The sequence below is a fragment of the Streptomyces sp. MAR4 CNX-425 genome, from assembly GCF_048656465.1.
Lineage (GTDB): Bacteria > Actinomycetota > Actinomycetes > Streptomycetales > Streptomycetaceae > Streptomyces.
In genome coordinates, this window is the sequence record NZ_JBMDLF010000006.1 from 243,063 (window position 1) to 263,629 (window position 20,567).

5 protein-coding genes are annotated in these 20,567 nt (G+C 74.4%); all 5 read right to left on the reverse strand.

Annotated features, from left to right (window positions below; translation table 11 throughout):
- Nucleotides 1-15: 15 nt before the first annotated feature.
- On the reverse strand, nucleotides 16-15,384 hold the full coding sequence (locus ACHZ99_RS18965) for an SDR family NAD(P)-dependent oxidoreductase (protein WP_420305820.1): 15,369 nt from the start codon (nucleotides 15,382-15,384) through the stop codon (nucleotides 16-18).
- Between the two features lie 257 nt (nucleotides 15,385-15,641).
- Nucleotides 15,642-16,988, reverse strand: coding sequence for an NAD(P)/FAD-dependent oxidoreductase (locus ACHZ99_RS18970; RefSeq protein WP_420305821.1), 1,347 nt, complete (start codon nucleotides 16,986-16,988; stop codon nucleotides 15,642-15,644).
- 7 nt (nucleotides 16,989-16,995) lie between these two features.
- Nucleotides 16,996-17,280 carry an acyl carrier protein gene (locus ACHZ99_RS18975; protein ID WP_420305822.1) on the reverse strand — a complete coding sequence of 95 codons (285 nt, stop codon included), beginning with the start codon at nucleotides 17,278-17,280 and terminating at the stop codon, nucleotides 16,996-16,998.
- Nucleotides 17,281-17,345: 65 nt separating this feature from the next.
- Nucleotides 17,346-18,848, reverse strand: a complete 1,503-nt coding sequence (locus tag ACHZ99_RS18980; RefSeq protein WP_420305823.1) for an amino acid adenylation domain-containing protein — start codon at nucleotides 18,846-18,848, stop codon at nucleotides 17,346-17,348.
- Nucleotides 18,845-19,987, reverse strand: a complete 1,143-nt coding sequence (locus ACHZ99_RS18985) for an acyl-CoA dehydrogenase family protein (RefSeq protein ID WP_420305824.1) — start codon at nucleotides 19,985-19,987, stop codon at nucleotides 18,845-18,847. The genes ACHZ99_RS18980 and ACHZ99_RS18985 overlap by 4 nt, the downstream gene beginning before the upstream one ends.
- Between the last annotated feature and the right edge of the window lie 580 nt (nucleotides 19,988-20,567).

Here is a 20,567-nt window from a genome sequence, read left to right on the forward strand (position 1 = left end):
ACGACTTGCTCGGTGTCAGCGGTCATCGTGGACTCCCGTTCCTGGGTGGCCGTTGCCGTCGTTGTGTGCCATCTGGATGAGGTCGGCGATGTCCATCTCGTCGATGGCCGCGGAGTCGCCCGGGCTGGTTTCCTCGGCCTCGTCGCCCGTCTGCGCCAACTGCACGAGCAGGTCCAGCGCCCCGGCCTGGCGCAGCTTGGTCAGGGGGATGGCGGCGATCATCCGGCGGATCTCGGCTTCGCTCGGGTCGGTGCCGTCGCCGTCGCCAGATACGCCTGCCCCGCCGTCCTCGCCGTCGGGGGCGAGTCGGCCGCGCAGGTAGGTGGCGACCGCGGCGGGCGTCGGGTAGTCGAAGGTCAGCGTGGCGGGCAGGCGCAGGCCGGTGGCCGTGCCGAGGCGGTTCCGCAACTCGACCGCGGTCAGCGAGTCGAAGCCGATGTCGCCGAAGCCCCGGTCCTCGTCGACGGCGTCGCCGGCCGTGTGGCTGAGGATGGCGGCGACGTGGGTGCGGACGAGGTCGATGAGGATCCGCTGGCGTTCGCCGGGGTCGGCGGCGGCGAGGCGGCGCTCCAGGGCGGAGGTGTCCTCGGCCGCGGCGGCGGTGCGCCTGGCCGGCTGGGCGCGTACGAGGCCGCGCAGCATCGCCGGCAGCGTGCCGGACTCGGCCTGGCCACGCAGCCGGGCGGTGTCCACTCGGGCGGCGACGACCAGCGGTTCGCTCCCGGCGAGCGCCGCGTCGAAGAGCCCGAGGCCCTGCCCGGCGGAGAGCGCGGCGAGTCCGGAGCGGGACATGCGGGAGATGTCCTGTTCGCCGAGGTGCCCGGTCATGCCGCCGGTCTGCGCCCACAGGCCCCAGGCGATAGACGTGCCGGCCAGCCCGCGCGAGCGGCGGTGGGCGGCGAGGGCGTCGAGAAGGGCGTTCGCGGCGGCGTAGTTGGCCTGCCCGGGCGCGCCGAGCACGCCGGCCGCGGAGGAGAACAGCACGAACGCCGCCAGGTCCAGGTCCCGGGTCAGCTCGTGCAGGTGGAGCGCGGCGTCGGCCTTGGGCCGCAGCACCGCGTCGACCTGTTCGGCCGACAGCGACTCCACCACCCCGTCGGCGAGTACCCCGGCCGTGTGGACGACCCCGGTCAGCGGGTGCTCCGCCGGTACGGCGGCGAGCAGTCCGGCGACCGCGTCCCGGTCGCCGAGGTCGCAGGACTCGACCGAGGCGGTGGCGCCCAGTTCGTGCAGCTCGGCCACCAGTTCCGCGGCGCCGGGGGCGTCGGTGCCGCGCCGGCTGGCCAGCAGCAGGTGGCGTACACCGTGCGCGGTGACGAGGTTGCGGGCGACGAGGCCGCCGAGTGCGCCGGTGCCGCCGGTGACCAGGACGGTGCCGTCCGGGTCGAGGGCGGGCGGGACGGTGAGGACGACCTTGCCGACGTGCCGGGCCTGGCTGAGATGCCGGAAGGCCGCCTTGGCGTCGCGTACGTCCCAGGTGGCGACCGGCAGCGGTTGCAGGACGCCCTTCTCGAACAGCGCCACGACCTCGGTGAGCATCCGCTGGATGCGCTCCGGTCCGGCCTGCATCAGGTCGTACGCGGCGTACGTCACCCCCGGGTGCGCGGCCGCGACGTCCGCCGGATCGCGGAGGTCGGTCTTGCCCAGCTCCAGGAACCGGCCGCCGCGCGGCAGCAGCCGCAGCGAGGCGTCGAGGAACTCGCCGGCCAGGGAGTTGAGCACCACGTCCACGCCGGCGCCACCGGTGGCCCGGAGGATCTGCTCCTCGAAGTCCAGGGTGCGGGAGTTGGCGATCCGGTCCGGGTCGACGCCCCGTTCACGTACCGCGTCCCACTTCGGCGGGCTGGCGGTGGCGAACACCTCGGCGCCCAGGTGCCGGGCCAGCTGGACCGCGGCCATGCCCACGCCGCCGGCGGCGGCGTGGACGAGGACGGTCTCGCCGGGCTTGAGGCCGGCCAGGTCCACCAGCCCGTACCAGGCGGTCAGGAACACCACCGGCACCGAGGCGGCCTGCTCGAACGACCAGCCGTCCGGGACGCGGGCGAGAAGCCGGTGGTCGGCGACCGCCCGGGAGCCGAACGACTCCGGTACGAGGCCCATGACCCGGTCGCCCACGGCGAACCCGGAGACGTCGGAGCCCGTCTCGACGACCACGCCCGCGGCCTCGGTGCCCAGCACCGGTTCGCCCGGGTAGAGGCCCAGGCCGATGAGGACGTCGCGGAAGTTGAGGCCCGCGGCGCGGACGTCGATGCGGATCTCCTCCGGTGCCAGCGCGGCCGCCGCCTCCGGTGCCGGGACCGGTTCGAGCCCGTCGAACGTGCCGGTGGGCCGTACGTCGAGCCGCCACGGCCCGGATCGCGGTAGGGCGAGCGTTTCCGGGTCGGGGCGGGTCAGGCGCGCGGCACGGACGGCTCCGCCGCGGATCGCCGACTGCGTCTCGCCGCTGCCGACCGCGGCGGGCAGCGCCCGCAGGGACGCCTCGTCGTCGTCGAGGTCGATCAGCAGGAAGCGGTCCGGGTACTCGGACTGGGCCGAGCGGAGCAGGCCCCAGACGCCGGCCTGGGTGAGGTCGGCCACCGGCTCCCCGTCGCCCGCCGCGACGGCTCCGCGGGTGACGACGGCCAGCCGTGCGGAGGCGAACCGCTCGTCGGCGAGCCACTGCTGGACGAACGCGAGGACCCGGGACACGGCCGTGTGCACCGCACCGGCGTCAAGCCCGGTCTCCCGGTCGCCGGGGGCGCCGAAGCAGGGCAGCAGCAGCACGTCGGGCACCGGCTCGTCGCCGTTGAGGGCCGCCGGATCAGGTGCGGCGGCCACCTCGACGCCCGCTGCCACCAGGCGCTCGCGCAGCCCGTGCGGGCCGTCGCCGGCCATCGCCCAGTGACCGGAAGCCACCCCGGGCGCCGCCGGCAGTTCGGGCCAGTCCACGCACAGCAGCGAGCCCTGCTCGCCCTTGCCGATCCGCTCCAGCTGGTCCACCTCGACGGGCCGCATCACCAGTGACTCCGCCGACGCCACCGGCCGGCCCGTGCCGTCGGCGATGTCCACGGTGACCGCGTCACCGCCGTCCGCGGCCAGGCGTACCCGGACGTGTGTCGCCCCGGCAGCCGCCAGCGAGACGCCCGTCCACGCGAACGGGAGCCGCGACGGGCCGCCGCCGAACAGCTCCGCCAGCCCCAGCGGATGCGTCGCCGCGTCCAGCAGGGCGGGGTGGATGCCGAACCGCCCGGCCTCCTCGCGGGCGGCCTCCGGCAGCGCCACCTCGGCGAAGACCTCGCGGTCGCGCCGCCAGGCGCTCCCGACGCCGCGGAAGGCGGGCCCGTACGCGTAGCCGGAGTCGGCCATCTCCTCGTAGAAGCCGTCGAGTGCGATCGGCTCCGCCCCCGGCGGCGGCCAGGTGCCGAGGTCGGTGCCGGGCGCCGGGGCGGGGCCGGCGCTGGTCAGGACGCCGCTGGCGTGCCGGGTCCACTCCGCCGGCTCGCCGGTGTCGTCTTCGGTGCGGGAGTGGACGGTCAGCGGGCGGTGGCCGGAGTCGTCTTCGGTGCCGACGCGGACCTGGACGGCGACGCCGCCCTTGCCGGGCAGGACGAGCGGGGTCTCCAGGGTGAGTTCCCCGACGCGGTCGCAGCCGACCTCGTCCCCGGCGCGTACGGCGAGTTCGACGAACGCCGTGCCGGGCAGCAGCACCATCCCGGCGATCGCGTGGTCGGCCAGCCACGGCTGGGCCTGCGTGGACAGCCGGCCGGTGAGGACGGCGGAGCCGTCGGGCAGGTGCAGGGCCGCACCGAGGAGCGGGTGGTCCGCGGTGCCCAGGCCGAGCCCCGCCGGATCGCCGCTGCCGGCGCTCGGGGAGAGCCAGTAGCGGGTGCGCTGGAAGGCGTACGTGGGCAGCTCCACCCGGCGCGCGCCCGTACCGTCGAACAGGGCGGACCAGTCCACGGGCACGCCGTGCGCGAAGGCGCGGGCCGCGCCGGTGACGGCGGAGGCGGCCTCGGGACGGTCGCGGCGCAGGATCGGCACGGTCACGGCCTGCGAGTCGGTGTCGGCGAGGCAGTCGGCCGCCATCGCCGTCAGCACGGAGCCGGGGCCGATCTCCACGAGCACCGACGCGTCGTGCCCGGCCAGCCAGGTGACGCTTGCGGCGAAGTGGACGGCCTGGCGGGCGTGGTTCACCCAGTAGTCGGCGCTGGTGGCCTCGTCCGCGGTCAGCGGCCGGCCGGTGACGTCGGAGACGACGGGTATGCGCGGCGCCGCGAACGCGACCCGCTCGGCAACCCGGCGGAACTCCGCCAGCATCGGGTCGATCAGCGGCGAGTGGAAGGCGTGGCTGACCTGAAGCCGACGCACCTTCCGGCCCTGCTTCTCGAACTCGGCCGCGATCTCCAGCACCGCGTCCTCGTCGCCCGAGATCACGGTCGCGGCGGGGCCGTTGACGGCGGCCACCGCCACCCGCTCCTCCCGGCCCTCAAGCAGCGGAGTCACCTCATCGACACCGGCCTGGAGCGAGACCATCGCCCCGCCCTCCGGCAACGCCTGCATCAACCGGCCCCGCGCGGCCACCAGAGCGCACGCGTCCGCCAGCGAGAACACCCCGGCCACATGGGCCGCGGCCAACTCACCCACCGAATGACCGACCAGCACGTCGGGACGTATCCCCCACGCCTCAAGCAACCGGAACAGAGCCACTTCCACGGCGAACAACGCAGGCTGCGTATACGCCGTCTGATCCAGCAACTCCGCCTCCGCCGAGTCGGCCCCGGCGAACAACACCTCCCGCAACGGACGCTCCAGCAGCGGGTCCAGCTCCGCACAGACCTCGTCCAGCGCCTCAGCGAACACCGGATAAGCCGCGTACAGCTCACGGCCCATACCCGCCCACTGCGACCCCTGGCCCGGGAACATCCCCACCACACGCCCACCACCGCGAGCCGTACCGACCGACACCTCGTCCGCCGCCGGCCGCCCCTCCGCGAGACCGCGCAGTGCCCCGGCGACCTCTTCGCCCTCGGCGAGGATCACAGCGCGGTGCTCCAGGTGGGCGCGGGTGGTCGCCAGCGAGTAGGCGCTGTCCAGGGGGCTGTGCTCCGGGTGTGCGGACACGTACTCCGCGAGCCGCGCGGCCTGGCCCCGCAGGGCCTCCTCCGAGCGCGCCGACACCACCCACGGCACGACGGGCAGCGCCCCACCAGGGGCACCGGCTTCGTCGGGAGGCGTGGTCTCCGCCTCGTCGGCGGCCGGCTCGGGGGCGGCCTCCACGATGACGTGGGCGTTGGTGCCGCTGATGCCGAACGAGGACACCGCCGCCCGGCGCCGCCGGCCGTTCTCCGGCCACGGGCGGCCCTCGGTGAGCAGCTCGACGGCCCCCGCCGACCAGTCCACGTGCGGCGACGGCTCGTCGACGTGCAGCGTCTTGGGCAGCAGTCCGTGCCGCATCGCCATGACCATCTTGATCACACCCGCCGCACCCGCGGCGGCCTGCGTGTGCGCGATGTTCGACTTGACCGAACCCAGCCACAGCGGGCGGTCCTCGGGCCGGTCCTGGCCGTACGTGGACAGCAGCGCCTGCGCCTCGATCGGGTCGCCCAGGCTCGTACCCGTCCCGTGCGCCTCCACGGCGTCGACGTCGGACGTGGTCAGCCCGGCCGTCGCCAGCGCCTGCCGGATCACCCGCTGCTGCGACGGGCCGTTCGGCGCCGTCAGCCCGTTGGACGCGCCGTCCTGGTTGACGGCGCTGCCGCGGACGACGGCCAGCACCCGGTGGCCGTTGCGGCGGGCGTCCGACAGCCGCTCCAGCAGCAGCAGGCCCACCCCCTCGGCGGGGCTGAACCCGTCGGCGGCGGCGGCGAACGACTTGCACCGGCCGTCGGCGGCGAGCCCGCGCTGCCGGCTGAACTCCACGTACGCCTTCGGGCTGGACAGCACGGACACGCCGCCCGCCAGCGCGAGGCCGCACTCGCCCTGCCGCAGCGCCTGCGCCGCCAGGTGCAGCGCCACCAGCGACGACGAACACGCCGTGTCCACCGTCACGGCAGGGCCCTCCAGGCCGTACGCGTACGCCAGCCGGCCGGAGATCACGCTCGTGGCGCTGCCGGTGACCGAGTACCCCTCCAGGGCGTGCGGGACCTGGGGCATGCCGGTGACGTAGTCGGGGGCGACGGCGCCGACGTAGACGCCTGCCCGCGTGCCGCCCAGCGACAGCGGGTCGATGCCGGAGCGTTCGAACAGCTCCCAGGAGGTCTCCAGCAGCAGCCGCTGCTGGGGGTCCATGGCCAGGGCCTCGCGGGGGGAGATCCCGAACAGGTCCGCGTCGAACTCGGCGACGTCCGCGAGGAAGCCGCCCCGCCTGCTGTACGACGTGCCCGGGCGGTCCGGGTCCGGGTCGTACAGCCCGTCGAGGTCCCAGCCGCGGTCGGCCGGGAAGTCCGACACCGCGTCCCGGCCCTCGGCGACCAGTTCCCACAGCTCCTCGGGCGAGGTCACCCCGCCCGGGTAGCGGCAGGCCGCCCCGACGATCACGACCGGGTCGTCGTCGGCCGCCACCGTGGCGGGGGCGGCGGGCTGCCCCGGGCGGGCCTCGTGGGCTCCGGTGAGCTGGGTGTGGAGGTAGGCGGACAGGCCGGTGGGGGTCGGGTGGTCGAACACCAGCGTCGCCGGCAGGCGCAGGCCGGTGGCGGTCTGCAGCCGGTTGCGGACCTCGACGCCGGTGACGGAGTCGGAGCCCTGGTCCTGGAAGGACCGGTCCGGCTGCACGGTGTCCGCCGCGTCGAAGCCGAGGACCTCGGCGGTGTGCTCGCGGACGAGGTCGAGGAGCCGGCGGGTCTGCTCCGCGGCCGGCAGCTCGGCCAGTTCGCGGGCGAGGCCGGAGGCGGGGGCGTCGGCGGGGGCGTCGTCGTCCAGGCCGAGTACGCGGCGTACCTCGGTCAGCTCCTCCAGCAGCGGCTGGCGGCGGGCCATGGTGAAGGACGGGGCGAAGCGGTCCCATTCGATGTCGACGACGGTGACCGTGGTCTCGTCCCGGCCGACCGCGCCGGCCAGCGCCGCGGTGGTGTGCTCGGGCGGCATGGCGACCAGGCCGCGCCGCCGCAGCTGCTCCGCTCCTGCGCCCACGTTCATGCCGCTGGCGGCCCAGGCGCCCCAGGCGATCGACGTGGCGGGCAGACCGCGGGCCCGGCGGTGTTCCGCGAGGGCGTCGAGGTAGGCGTTGCCGGCCGCGTAGCCGCCGTGGTCGGCGCTGCCCCAGATGCCGGCGACGGACGAGATGACGACGAAGGCGTCCAGGTCCTCGCCGTCGAGCAGCTCGTCCAGGTGCCGGGCGCCCCCGGCCTTGGCGGCGAGGTTGCGGTCCAGGTCGGCGGCGCCGACGGTGTCCAGCGGGCCGAACACTCCGACGCCGGCCGCGTGCACCACGGTCCGCAGGGGCGGTCCTTCGGCGCGGATGTCGGCGAGCAGCGCCCCGAGGGCGTCGCGGTCGCTGACGTCGCAGGCGGCGAGGGTGACCCGGGCGCCCAGCCCGGTCAGCTCCTCGCGGAGTTCCCGCGCGCCGTCGGCGTCGGGGCCGCGGCGGCTGGTGAGCACCAGGTGCGCGGTGCCGTTGGCGGCGAGCCAGCGGGCGACGTGGGCGCCGACCCCGCCGGTGCCGCCGGTGATCAGCGCGGTGTCCCGGGGCGTCCAGCGGCCGGTGGCCGAGGTGTCGCCGCGGGGCGCGCGGGTCAGCCGGGGCACGTACGCGCCGGCGGGCCGGAGGGCGACCTGGTCCTCGCCGTACGCGCCGTCGTCGCCGCCCGCGCGGGTGAGCGTGGTGATCAGGTTCCGTACGGCGGTGCCGTCGAACTCCTCGGGGAGGTCGACCAGTCCGCCCCAGCGCTGCGGGTGCTCCAGGGAGGCGACCCGGCCGATGCCCCACGTCTGGGCCTGGGCGGGGCTGCGCACCGGGTCCGCCGGGCCGGTGGAGACCGCGCCGCGGGTGACGCACCAGAGCGGTGCGCCGATCTGCGCGTCGCCGAGGGCCTGGAGGAGGAGCACGGTGCCCGCCAGGCCGCGGGTGACGGCGGGGTGCTCCGGATGCGGGGTCTCGTCCGGGGCGAGCAGGGACAGCACCCCGGCGAGGTCCGGGCAGTCGGCCGCCGCGTCACCGAGGGCCCGGGCGAGCTCCGCGCGGTCCGTGGTGCCCGGGTCCACGGCGACGGGCCTGGCGTCGAGGCCGCCGTCGCGCAGCGCGGCCGTGAGCGCGCCCGTCCCGTCCTGCTCGCCGGGGTCCGCGGGCACGGCCACCAGCCAGGTCCCCGACGGCGCCGCGGGCGGGGGCACGGAGACGGGTTTCCAGGTGACGCGGTAGCGCCACGAGTCGACCGTCGAGCCGAGGCGGTGCCGGCGCCGCCACGCGGACAGCGCGGGCAGGACCGCGTCGAGCGAGGGGGCGGCCGCGTCGTCCCCGGGCAGGCCGAGGGTGTCGGCCAGCGCGGCGGCGTCCTGGTTGTCGACGGCGTCCCAGAAGCCGGCCTCTTCCGGTGAGGCGGCGGCCGGCCCGTCCGCGGGGCGCTCGTGCGGCAGGTCGACGTGCCGGGGGGTGGTGCCCGCGAAGGCGGCGGGCCAGTCCGGGTCCACGCCGTGAACGAAAGCCTCGGCCAGGGAGGTGGTGAACCGGTCGGGGCCGCCGTCGTTGCGGCGCAGGGTCCCGGCCACCACGGCGGAGCCGTCGCCGTCCTCGATGGTCTGCTCGACCCCGACGGCCAGCACGGGGTGCGGGCTGACCTCGATGAACACATCCTGACCGCGGTCCAGGAGCAGCCTGGTGACCTGCTCGAACCGGACGGTGTGCCGCAGGTTGGCGTACCAGTACTCGGCGTTCAGCTCACGGGTGTCCATCTCGCCGCCGGTGACGGTGGAGTAGAAGGGCACGGTGCCCGGCCGGGGCGCGATGCCGTCCAGGTCGGCCAGGATCCGGTCGCGTACGGCCTCGACCTGGGGACTGTGGGAGGCGTAGTCGACGCCGACGCGGCGGACCCGTACGCCGTCCGCGGTGCACGCGGCGGTGAACTCCTCCACCGCCGCGGTCTCGCCGGAGACGACGGTCGTCCGGGGCCCGTTCACCGTGGCGATCGAGAGGCGGTCCTCCCAGGGGGCGAGCCGCCGCTCGGTGTCGGCGAGGCCCAGGCTCACCGTGGCCATGGCGCCGAGGCCGGAGAGGGCCACCAGCGCCCGGCTGCGCAGGGCGACGATCTTCGCGGCGTCCGGCAGCGACAGCGCACCGGCGACGTGCGCGGCGGCGATCTCCCCCTGGGAGTGGCCGACGACCGCGGCGGGGGCGACGCCGTGCGCCCGCCACAGGGCACCGAGCGAGACCATCATGGCGAAGAGCGCGGGCTGGACGACGTCCACGCGCTCCAGCGACGCCGCGTCGGGGTTCCCGCGGACGACGTCCAGCAGCGACCAGTCGACGTGCGGGGCGAGCGCGTCCGCGCAGGCGTGCATCTGCTCGGCGAAGACGCCGGAGGTGTCGAGCAGGCGTGCGCCCATGCCGTCCCACTGCGAGCCCTGGCCGGGGAAGAGCAGGACCGGCTGCCGGCCCGGACGTGCCTGTCCGAGAAGGGAGTTCACGCCCGGGGTGCCGAGGGACAGGGTGCGCAGGCCGTCGAGGAAGTCCTCCCGGTCGCGGCCGAGTACGACGCCGCGGTGCCGGTGGGCGGAGCCCGCGGTGGCCAGCGACCATCCGACGTCGGCGGTGGTCACCGAGTCGTCGGCGGCGGCGAACGCCCGCAGCCGGTCGGCCGTCTCGCGCAGCATCGTCCGGTCGGGGGCGGTCAGCACCCACGGGACCAGCGGCGCCGCGGCGCCGGAGCGCTCGTCGTGCAGCCAGTGGCGGCGGCGCTCCCACGGGTACGCGGGCAGGCTGACCGGGCGCCGGGGCGAGACCGGGCCGGTCGGGGCGCAGCCGGTGACGAGCAGCTCTCCCGCGGTGAGGGCGAAGCGCAGCAGCGGGTCACCGGCCTCGACGGACACCCCGTACCGGTGGGCGACCGGCTCCGGCAGGTCCCCCAGGACGACGTCGAGCACCGCGTCCAGCCGTGCGGCCGCGATCCGGTCGGCGCACCCGCCCCACTCGGCCGCGGTGGCCTCGGCGGGCGCGTCGAACCGGCCGGTCAGCTCGGCGGCGGTGGCGGCAGGTCCGGCGTGCCCGGCGGACACGGCGGGGATGCGGCCGGGCCGCAGTTCGATGTCCTGCGCGTCTCCCGTCAGCAGCCGCAGCGCGTCGGCGATTCCGAGCCGGCCGGCGGCCCAGGCCGCCGCGGCCTCCCCGTCACCGAGCCCGACGGTGCCGTGCGGGGTGATGCCGACGCTGGACCACAGCATCGTCGCGGCCACGTGGTGGCAGAAGCGGTACGCCGCGCGCAGTTCGGCCGGCGGCTCCGCGGTGAGGTCGTGGGGGGTGCCGGTGATCGTCCGGAGCGTGTCGGCGCAGGTGGCCAGGGCGCGGGCGTAGTCGGGGGCGGCGCCGAGCCGGCGGCGTACCGCGGCGGCCGGCAACTCGGGGCCGTACCAGAACGCCACGGTCCGCGGGCGCTCGTCCTCCGCGCTGCCGACGCGTACCTGCGCGGCCTCGCCGGGGTCCTCGCCGGCAGCGGCCCGGCGCAGCCGGTCGGCGAGTTCGGCGGCGTCGTGTCCCACGGCGGCCAGGCGGTGCTGGAGCCAGGACCGGCGGTGGGCGGCCGTGTAGACGATGTCGTCGAGTTCGTGCGGCGCGGCGTCCAGCCGGTCCGCCATGCGCGACGCGGCCTCCCGCAGCGCCGTGGGGGTGGCGGCGGTCACGGGCAGGACGTACGGCGTGACGCGGGGCGCGGCCGGGGACGGAGCCGGGGACGGGGCGGGCGGGGCCTGCTCGACGAGGACGTGGGCGTTGCTGCCGCTGAACCCGAAGGCGCTGACGCCGGCCCGCGCCGGGCGGCCGCGCTCGGGCCACTGCCGGCGGGCCGTCGCGACCTCGACGGGGAGGCTGTCCCAGGCGATGCGGGTCGACGGCCGGTCGAGCGGGTGCGGCGGTATCTCGTCGTGGTGCAGCGCCAGGACGGCCTTGAGCAGGCCCGCGACGCCGGCCGCGGCCTCCAGGTGGCCAAGGTTGGCCTTGGCCGAACCGATCAGCAGCGGGTTCGCGGAGTCCCGGCCCGGGCCGAGCGACTCGGCCAGGGCCCGGACCTCGATCGGGTCGCCCAGCGGGGTGCCGGTGCCGTGGGCCTCGACGTAGTCGACCTCGTGCGGGTTCCAGCCGGCCCGGTCCAGAGCCTGCCGCACCACGTCCGTCTGGGCGGCGGCACTGGGTACGGTCATCCCGCCGCTGGCGCCGTCCTGGTTGACGGCGCTGCCGCGCACCACGGCGTAGACCCGGTCGCCGTCGCGCTGCGCCGCCGCGAGCGGCTTGAGGATCAGCGCGACGGCGCCCTCGCCGCGGCCGTAGCCGTCCGCGGCGTCGTCGAAGGTCTTGCACCGGCCGTCGGCGGCGAGGGCGGTGGCCCCGGCCATGGACACCGAGACGGTGGGGGCGACGATGGCGTTGGCGCCGCCGACGACGGCGATCTCGCAGTCGCCGCGGTCCAGGCCCTGACACGCGAGGTGCAGCGCCGTCAGGGACGCCGAGCACGCGGTGTCGACGGCGATGCTGGGGCCGCGCAGCCCCAGGAAGTACGAGACCCGCCCGGCCGTGGCGGCGAAGGAGGTGCCCGTTCCGTAGTAGTGGTCGACCTGGCGCATGTCGCGTGTGAGCAGCTGCTGGTAGTCGGCAGTGTTCAGGCCGAGGTAGACGCCGACGGGGCGGCCGTGCAGCGCGGCCGCCGGATGACCGGCGTCCTCCAGCGCCTCCCAGGCGGTCTCCAGGACCAGCCGCTGCTGGGGGTCGAGGGAGCGTGCCTCCCGCGGGGCGATGCGGAAGAACTCCGCGTCGAATCCGGCGACGTCGTCCAGGTAGCCGCCGCGGGTGGGCACGTCGGTGCCGGCCTCGGTCCAGATCGGATGGTCGCGGCGGCCGGGCGGCGGCTCGGCGATCGCGTGGCGCCCTTCGGTCAGCAGCGCCCAGTACGCGTCCGGGGAGTCCGCGGACGGCAGGCGGCACGCCAGGCCGATGACCGCGACGCCGCTCTCGGCGGCGTCGGCGCCGGCCGCGGGCGGGGTGTCCCGCGCCGGGGGCTGCGGGGCGGGCGCCTCGCCGGTCGCGGCCGGAGCCGGAGCCAGACCGGCGACGTACGTGCCGAGGGCCTCGATCGTCGGGTGCTCGAAGACGACGGTCGACGGGAGGGAGACCCGGAACTCCGCCTCCAGGCGGGTGCGCAGCTCCACCGCGGTCAGCGAGTCCATGCCCTGCTCGAACAACCCGCGGCGGCGCGGCAGCGGTTGCCCCGCGGAGATGCCGAGGACGCCCCGTACGACGGTGTCGACGCGATCCGTGACGTGCGCGGCCGGAGTCGGGTCCGCCGCGCCCGCCGCCGGTGCGGCGGCGGCCGGTGCGGGATCGACGGCGGCGGCCGCCGGGGCGGGCGCTGCGGGAGAGGAGGCGGCGGGGGGTGCGGCGAGCGCCGCGGGCGTCGCCGCGCCGGCCGGTGCCGCGGTCCCGTCCGTGCCGCCGGGCGGCTCGGCGAGCATCTCGGCGATCACGCGGCCGTTCGCGTCCAGCAGGCTGAGCCGCGCGGCGGCGGGAACCGCCGCGGACGTGTCGTTCCGGCGGCTCTGCTGACCGCGCTCCACGCCGGGAAGCCAGTGGCGCTCGCCGCCCCACGACGGCGGGGGCAGCCGGTGGTAGCGGTGCGGCCGGCCGGTGACCCGCTCCCAGTCCACCGGCACGCCGGCGACGTGCAGTTGGGCGAGCGTCTGGTGCAGGGCCACCGCACCGTCGTCCGTCCGCCGCAGGGTGTGCAGCACCGGGCCGGGCCGCGGCGCGGCGGACATGGCGGCGGACAGCGGGCGGCCGAGGACGGGGTGCCCGCCGATCTCCACCAGGGCGTGCCGGCCGTCGGCCAGCAACCGGTCGACGGCCGGCCCGAGCAGCACCGGCAGGGTCAGGTTGCGTTCCCAGTACGAGGCGTCGGGCCGTACGGCGTCCGCCTCCGGGTCGACCGAGGACAGCATGCGCACCGACGCCTGCCCGGGCACCAGATCGGCCAGTTCGTCGCGGAGCCGCGGGCCGCAGGGGGCCACGACGGGGCTGTGGAAGGCGTAGTCCAGGCCCAGCCGCTTGGTGCGCAGCCCGGCGGCGGTCAGCGCGGCCTCGGCCGCGTCGAGGTCGGCGTACGGCCCGGCGACGACCACGGCGGACGGGCCGTTGACCGCGGCGATCACCGCCGCGCCGGCCAGCTCGGCCAGGATCTCGCGGACCGCGGGCGGGTCGGCCTGCACCGCCAGCATCCCGCCGGCGCCGGCGGTTCCGTGCAGCAACTCCCCGCGGCGTACGACCAGTTCCATGGTGTCGGCGAGCGAGAGGCTGCCGGACGCGTGCGCGGCGGCGATCTCGCCGACGCTGTGCCCGACGACGGCGGCGGGCCGCACACCGCGCTCCGCCAGCCAGCGGGTCACGGCGATCTGGACGGCGACGATCGCGGGCTGGGCGCGGTCGGTGCGGTCCAGCGCGCCGTCCGCGGCCCGGCGCAGTTCGTCGACGAGGGACCACGACGCGTGGCTGCGGATCAGCTCGTCGCACTCGTCGAGGGTGTCCCGGACGGTGGCGTCGCCGTCGTACAGGTCGGCGGCCATCCCGGACCACTGGCTGCCCTGCCCGGAGTAGACGAACACCGGAGCGGGCACGTCGCCGGGCGTCGCCACGCCCGCGTAGCCCCCCTGCGGCGGCTCGTCGGGGTCGCCCAGCGCGGCGGCCAGTGCGCGCGGTTCGCCGGCCACGGCCGCGTAGCGGTGGGATTCGTGGGTACGGCGGGTCGCCGCCGACGCCACCAGGTCGGGCAGGTGGTCCTCGGCGGTGCCGTCGACGGCCGTACGCACCATCGCCACCTGCTCGGCGAGGCCCGCCTTGCCGGATGCCGAGGCGAGCAGCACCTGGGGGCCCGTGGCCGCCGCGGGGGTGCCGCGGTCCGCGGGCGCCTCGACGATCACGTGCACGTTGGTGCCGCTGAGCCCGAACGAGCTGACACCGGCCCGCACCGGGCGGTCCGTGCCGGGCAGGTCGTGGCCGGCGGTCGGCACGGCGATGGGGATGTCGTCCCAGTTCACCGCCCTGGTGAGCTGGTCGAGGCCGGGCTGTGCCGGCACGTGGGCGGTGTTGAGGATCCAGACGGCCTTCAGCAGGCCGGTGATGCCCGCGGCGGCGTCGGTGTGCCCGTACACGGCCTTGCTGGAGCCGATCTGCACCGGGGGCAGGTCGGCGGAGCGCTCCTGGTACGCCTCGGCGAGGGCCATCAGCTCCATCTGGTCGCCCAGCGGCGTGCCGGTGCCGTGCGCCTCGACGAAGTCCACCGCGTCGGGCCCCAGTCCGGCGTGCGCCAGCGCGGCCCGGTGCAGGTCGATCTGCGCGACCGCGTTCGGGGCGGTCACGCCCAGGCTGCGGCCGTCCTGGTTGACGGCCCAGCCGCGGATGACGGCGTAGATCTGGTCGCGGTCCGCGACGGCGTCGGACAGCCTCTTGAGCACGACGAACCCGCAGCCCTCGCCGCGGATCATGCCGTCCGCGGCGGCGTGGAAGGGGCGGCAGCGGCCGGTCGGCGAGATCGCGCCGACCCGGCTCATGAACACGCTCAGCTCGGGAGCGACCATGAGGTTGACGCCGCCGGCGACGGCGATGTCGCACTCCCCGGAGCGCAGGTTCTGGCAGGCCATGTTGACGGCGAAGAGGGACGACGAGCACGCGGTGTCGACGGCCGCGGCCGGGCCGCGCAGGTCGAAGGCGTGCGCGAGCCGGCCGGCGGCGAAGCTGAACTCCACCCCGGGCGCGTAGCTCTGGTTGATCCCTTCGGCGCCGAGGGTCTTGTTGTGCAGCAGAGCGTAGTCGTTGGCCAGGATGCCGGCGAAGACGCCGGTGCGCGTGCCGTGCCACTGCTCGCGGGGGCGGCCGGAGTCGGCCATCGCCTCCCACGCCACCTCCATGATCAGCCGCTGCTGCGGGTCCAGCGACCCCGCCTCGCGCGGTGCGATCCCGAAGTGCGCCGGGTCGAAGCGGTCGATGTCGTCGAGGAAGGCGCCCGTGTGGCTGGAGGTGGTGCCCGGACGCCGGCGCTCGGGGTCCCAGAACTCGGGCCCCCAGCGATCCGCCGGGACCTCGGTGGTGAGGTCGGCACCGGTGGCGAGGACGGTGCCGAACGCATCGAGGTCACGCACTCCGCCCGGGTATCTGCAGCCGACGCCGACGATGGCGACGGGCTCGTTCTCGCCGGGCGAATCGGCTGACTCGACAACCATGCTTTTCTGTCCCTCCACGGGTCACCAACGGCACGGGGGCTGGTGGGGCGGCTGGATGACGGGGCTCCTACGGCACCGGGATGCCGGGTCGGCGGCCGGGACCTGTCTGCGGAGCCGGATCCGGATGAAGGTCGGGCGCGTGAGGGGGCCCGAAGGGCGGAACGGGTGCGGGGGCGGGGTGCGAAGAAGGGGGGACGCGGCCTCGGATCCGGGGTGCGGCCAAGGCTGCACGTCGCCCCTCTCCTCACTCCGGTGGTTCAGAAGGCCGGTGCCGCGGCGGGCGCGCGCAGCGTGCCCAGGTACGGGTGCCACAGGTGGGTGGCGTCCTTCTCCACCGCCTCCACGGTCTCCCGCATCACGCGCAGCACCTCCGGCTCCTCGTCGTCGTACAGGTCGCCCTGGAGCAGGCGGACGACGTCCAGACGGTGCTTCGGGTCCTGCACGAACGTGGTGAAGAGCACGTTCAGCCGGTAGTAGATGGAGATGAACTCGTACCAGTTGCGGACTCCGTTGCGGAGCTTGTTCTCGTACGTGCCGAAACGCTGCCGGCTGAAGTCGCCGGCCTCGAAGGCGGCGACGATGTCCTGCGATGCGAACTTCGCGCTGGTGAGCGCGACGCTGACGCCGCTGGAGAAGATGGGGTCGACGAACCGTGCCGCGTCGCCGATCATCACGAAGCGGTCGCCGGTGATCTGCGACATGGCGTAGCTGTAGTCCGCCTCGACCTTCAGGGGGCGCAGCTGCTCGGCCTTGCGGAGCTGCTCGGCCAGCTCGGGGCGGCTGTCGATGAACTCCCAGAAGAACTTGTCCCGGTCGGTGTTGGCCTCGGTGAACCGGTGCTTCTGGGTGACGACGCCGATGCTGGTGATCGTGTCGGTGATCGGGATCTGCCACACCCACGTGTCGTTGATGGGCAGGAAGTGCACGTAGATGTAGTCGATCTTCTCCGGGTTCGGCGTCATCGCCTTGCGGTCCAGGCCCTCGAACCAGGTGTGGACCGCGTACTGGTCGAAGACCGGGTCGGGGACCTTGACGCGCAGCTGCCGCCCGAGCATGGTCTGCCGGCCGCTGCCGTCCACGAACATCTTGGCGGTCACGCCGAACTCGCCGGAGGAGTTGCGGCAGGTGACGGTCACCTTGTCCGGGTCGTCGAAGTCCACCTTCAGCACCCGGGTGCCCTGGGTGACGTTCGCGCCCAGCTCCTCGGCGTGCTCCAGGAGGATCGTGTCGAACTTGCCGCGGTCCACGTGATACGTGTAGTCGCGGGTGACGCCGGGCTGGTCCCGCTCGCTGAACTGGATCTCGGCGGCGCCGAATTCGTGGGCTATCTTGCTGAAGTCGTTGGTGACGATCTCCCGGGTTTCCTTCGAGGTCCACGCGGCCCCGTACTTCTTGGGAAATCCGGCCTTGTCGATCTTCTCCATCACCCCCGTCTCCGTCATCACCCGGGTGGTGGCGGGCACGAGGGACTCGCCGACGTGCTCCCTGGGGAAGGTCTCGCCCTCGAAGAGGGCCACGGACAGCCCCGCCTTGGCGAGGTACGCCGCCGCGGTGGCGCCTGCCGGACCACCGCCGGCGATCACGATGTCGTAGTCGGTGCTCATGCCTGCCTCACTCCGTTCCGGCGACGGTCGCCTGCTGCGGGCTGCCGAGGTCGACGACCATCTGCGTAATACTGCTGACGTCCTTGAAGTTGTCCGCGACAATCCCCTGCGGCGGCACGACGATGCCCAGTTCGTCACGGATGTACATGAGCAGCAGGGCGGTGTTCATGGAGTTGAGCACGCCCCATTCGAGCAGCGGGGTGCTGTTCTCCAGCTCTTTTTTCTGGTCCCCGTTGAGAAACCTCTCCTTGATATAGGCAGATATCTTTGCCGATATCTCGTCACTGGACACGTGAGTTCCCTCTCTGCGCTGACTTCCTGGGGTGTCGGTACTGGTGTGAAGGGTCTGCCGGGACGTCAGCCCCGTACGCTCGCCGGCGGTTCCACCGGTGGTGAGGCCGGCGCGACGCGTGCGGCCAGCGCGGCCCGGTCCACTTTTCCGTTGCGGGTCCGCGGGAGGTGCGCGACCGTGTGCAGCTCGTCGGCCACCATGTAGCGGGGCAGCCTTTCCGCGCTGTGGCGTTTGAGGTCCAGAACCCCGGGTTCCCGGCCGGCCCGGGGAAGGACGAAGGCCACCAGCCGGGCCTCCATTCCGTGACCGGCGACCGTGACGACCGCCTCGGCCACGTCGGGGTGCGCGGAAAGGACCGCCTCCACCTCGCCCGGCTCCACGCGGTGCCCGCGCACCTTGACCATGTGGTCGCGCCGGCCGACGTACTCGAACACGCCGTCCGCCAGCACCCGCACCACGTCGCCCGTGCGGTACGGGCCCCGGTGTTCCGGCTGCCCCCAGTACCCGAGCATCACGGTCGGGCCGTCGACGAGGAGTTCGCCCTCCTCGCCGACGCCGGCCACCGCGCCGTCGGGCCGCTCGGCCCAGACCCGGTCGCCGCTGCACGCCGCGCCGATCGGCACGGGCCGGTCCCGCCGGAGGTCCTCGGGGGCGACCCGGTGAAAGGTGCAGACGTTGGTCTCCGTGGGCCCGTAGAGGTTCAGCAGCTGCGCCGGTGTCCACCCGGCCAACTGCCGGACGTGGTCGATCGCGAACGGCTCGCCGGCGAACAGCACCGCTCGCAGGTGTTCGGGCGCGGGCCTGTCGAGCATGCCGCCGGCACGCATCATCAGCGCGAGTGCGGAGGGCACCGAGTACCAGACGCTGATGCGCTCCTGGTGGAGGAAGTCAACGAGCTGGAGGGGGGCGTAGGCCAGCTCGCCGGGGATCAGGTGGACCGATGCCCCGCTGGCGAAGGCCGCGTACAGGTCGAGGACGGAGAGGTCGAAGGTCAGCGGGGCGTGGTTGGCGAACCGGTCCGCCGGGGTGGCGCCCAGTTCGCGGACCGCCCACTCGACGAAGGCCGCGGCGTTGCGGTGGCTGACGCACACGCCCTTGGGAGTGCCGGTGGATCCGGAGGTGTAGAGGATGTACGCCAGGGCGTCGGAGTCCACGTCCTCGTCGACGGGGGCCGCCGGCGGCCCGATCTCCTCGTGCAGGTCCTGGGTACGGATTCCGGGCAGGTCCGCGGTCAGTTGCGGGATCGAGTCGGCGTCGGTGACGACCGCGCGGGCCCCGCAGTCGCGCGCCATGGCGGCGACCCGCTGCGTCGGCACGTTGCGGTCGGCGGGGACGTACGCGGCGCCCAGCCGGAGCACGGCCTGCATCGCCGCCACCGTCTCCGGGGACTTCTCGGCCCAGACGACGACGCGGTCACCCTGGTCGACGCCGAGGTCTCGCAACCTGGCGGCCAGGGCGCCGGCGCGGTCGTCCAGTTCGCCGTAGGTGTACGAGCCCGAGGGGCCGGCCACCGCGAGGTGGCGGGGGGCCGCGGCCGCGGCGTCGATGACGTACCGGTGCAGGGTCACAGGCCGGCCTCCCGGGCGACGATCTCCCGCTGGACCTCGCTGGTGCCGGAGAAGATGGTGGTCGGGATCGAGTCCCGGAGCATCTGCTCGACACCGGCGGCGGAGAGGTATCCGGCGCCGCCGAATATCTGCACCGCGTCGAGGCTGTTGGCCACCGCCGCCTCGGACACCGCGAGCTTCGCCAGCGCAATCGCTCCGACGTGGGCGCGGTCGTTGTCGAGCAGCCAGCAGCCGCGGTAGAGCAGGAGCCGACTGCCTTCCAGCCGTTGCTTCATCACGGCTATTCGGTGAGATATCGCCTGGAACTCGCCGATGCGGCGGCCGAACTGCTTGCGCTCCCTGGCGTGGGCGACGCAGCGTTCCAGTTGGTGTTCCATGACACCCAGATAGGCGGCGAGAAGGCACGCGCGTTCCCAGGTCATCGAGTGCTGGAATATCGCACCGCCCTGGCCTTCTGCGCCGAGCCGGTACGCCTCGGGGACGCGGCAGTTCTCAAAGCTCACCCGCGCGGCGGGGCAGCTGCTCAGCCCCATCTTCTCCATCGGCTCGCCGACGACGACGCCGGGGAGGTCGCGGGGCACCGCGAAGCCGCTCACGCCGAAGAATCCGGCCGCGGGGTCGGAGAGCGCGTAGGTCACGATGACGTCGGCCGCGGGGGCGTTGCTGGCGAAGGACTTCTCGCCGTCGAGTACGTACGCGCCGTCCTCCCCGCGCCGGGCCGTCACCGCGAGACGGCCGACGTCGGAGCCCGCGTCGTCCTCGGTCATCGCGTTCGCGGCGATGACGTCACCGCTGGTGAGGCCGGTCGCCATCCGCTCGCGCAGCTCGTCGGACGCGAAGTCGCGGATGGGGACGGCGCAGGCCAGCAGATGGGCACAGACGGCGAACACCAGGCCGGTGTCGCGGCAGCCGCGGCCGAACGCCTCCAGCGATAAGGCGGTGTCCAGGGCGCCGAGTCCGCCGCCGCCCTGAGAGGGAGGCAGGCACAGTCCGGTGAGCCCGAGAGATGCGGCGGTCTTCCACTGCTGCCGGGTGAAGAAACGGCCGGTGCCGAGGGATTCTTCGCCGAGCTGTTCCCGTACGGCGGAGAGGGTCTCGTCGTACCGCCGCTGCTGCTCGACGGTAAGTTCAAAATCCACAATTCCCCCTTTAATTGTGGAATGCGCGCCATCTGCCAACACACCGGCCGGGACTATTTCCCACCCGCAAACCGGGCAGGCCGAAACTGCCCTCAGTGCATTGTGCGTTGAATGTCGGCATCCCCCGTGGACCGCCCTGCGACCTGGCGCTCGTCAGGTGTGCCGACCCCCCCGCGAGGGAATGCGATCGGCATCGGGCTGATCTCATCGGATGTTGACGATGTTGCCGTTGATCTCTGCTGTCATCGGCAAACCTAAGACGTCCCCACCGGAACAGTCAAGGAGCGAGAACGCCAGATGACATCAGGCCAACCGGCTGGCATCGCCGAAACTGGATGATCCAGGGGTGTTGACCTGCGACCTTCGCGCGACGGCGGCGGCGTACGATCCGGGCGTATAGCAAGTTCGGTGGCGAGTCTCGGTCACGGATCGTTCAAGCCCGGTGACGGGACACGACGTCCGGAGGAGAGGTCACGCCACGGCGAGGGCCGACGGGTGACCGCTTGCGTGGATTCCGGTGAGGACACGAAGGAGCCGCCCCGCCCGTGGCATCGACAGGGCTGACGGGCGGGGCGTGGAG

Coding starts and splice junctions, on each gene's coding strand:
- ACHZ99_RS18965 (WP_420305820.1), bottom strand. CDS start 15,384: ATGGTTGTCGAGTCAGCCGATTCGCCCGGCGAGAACGAGCCCGTCGCC.
- ACHZ99_RS18970 (WP_420305821.1), bottom strand. CDS start 16,988: ATGAGCACCGACTACGACATCGTGATCGCCGGCGGTGGTCCGGCAGGC.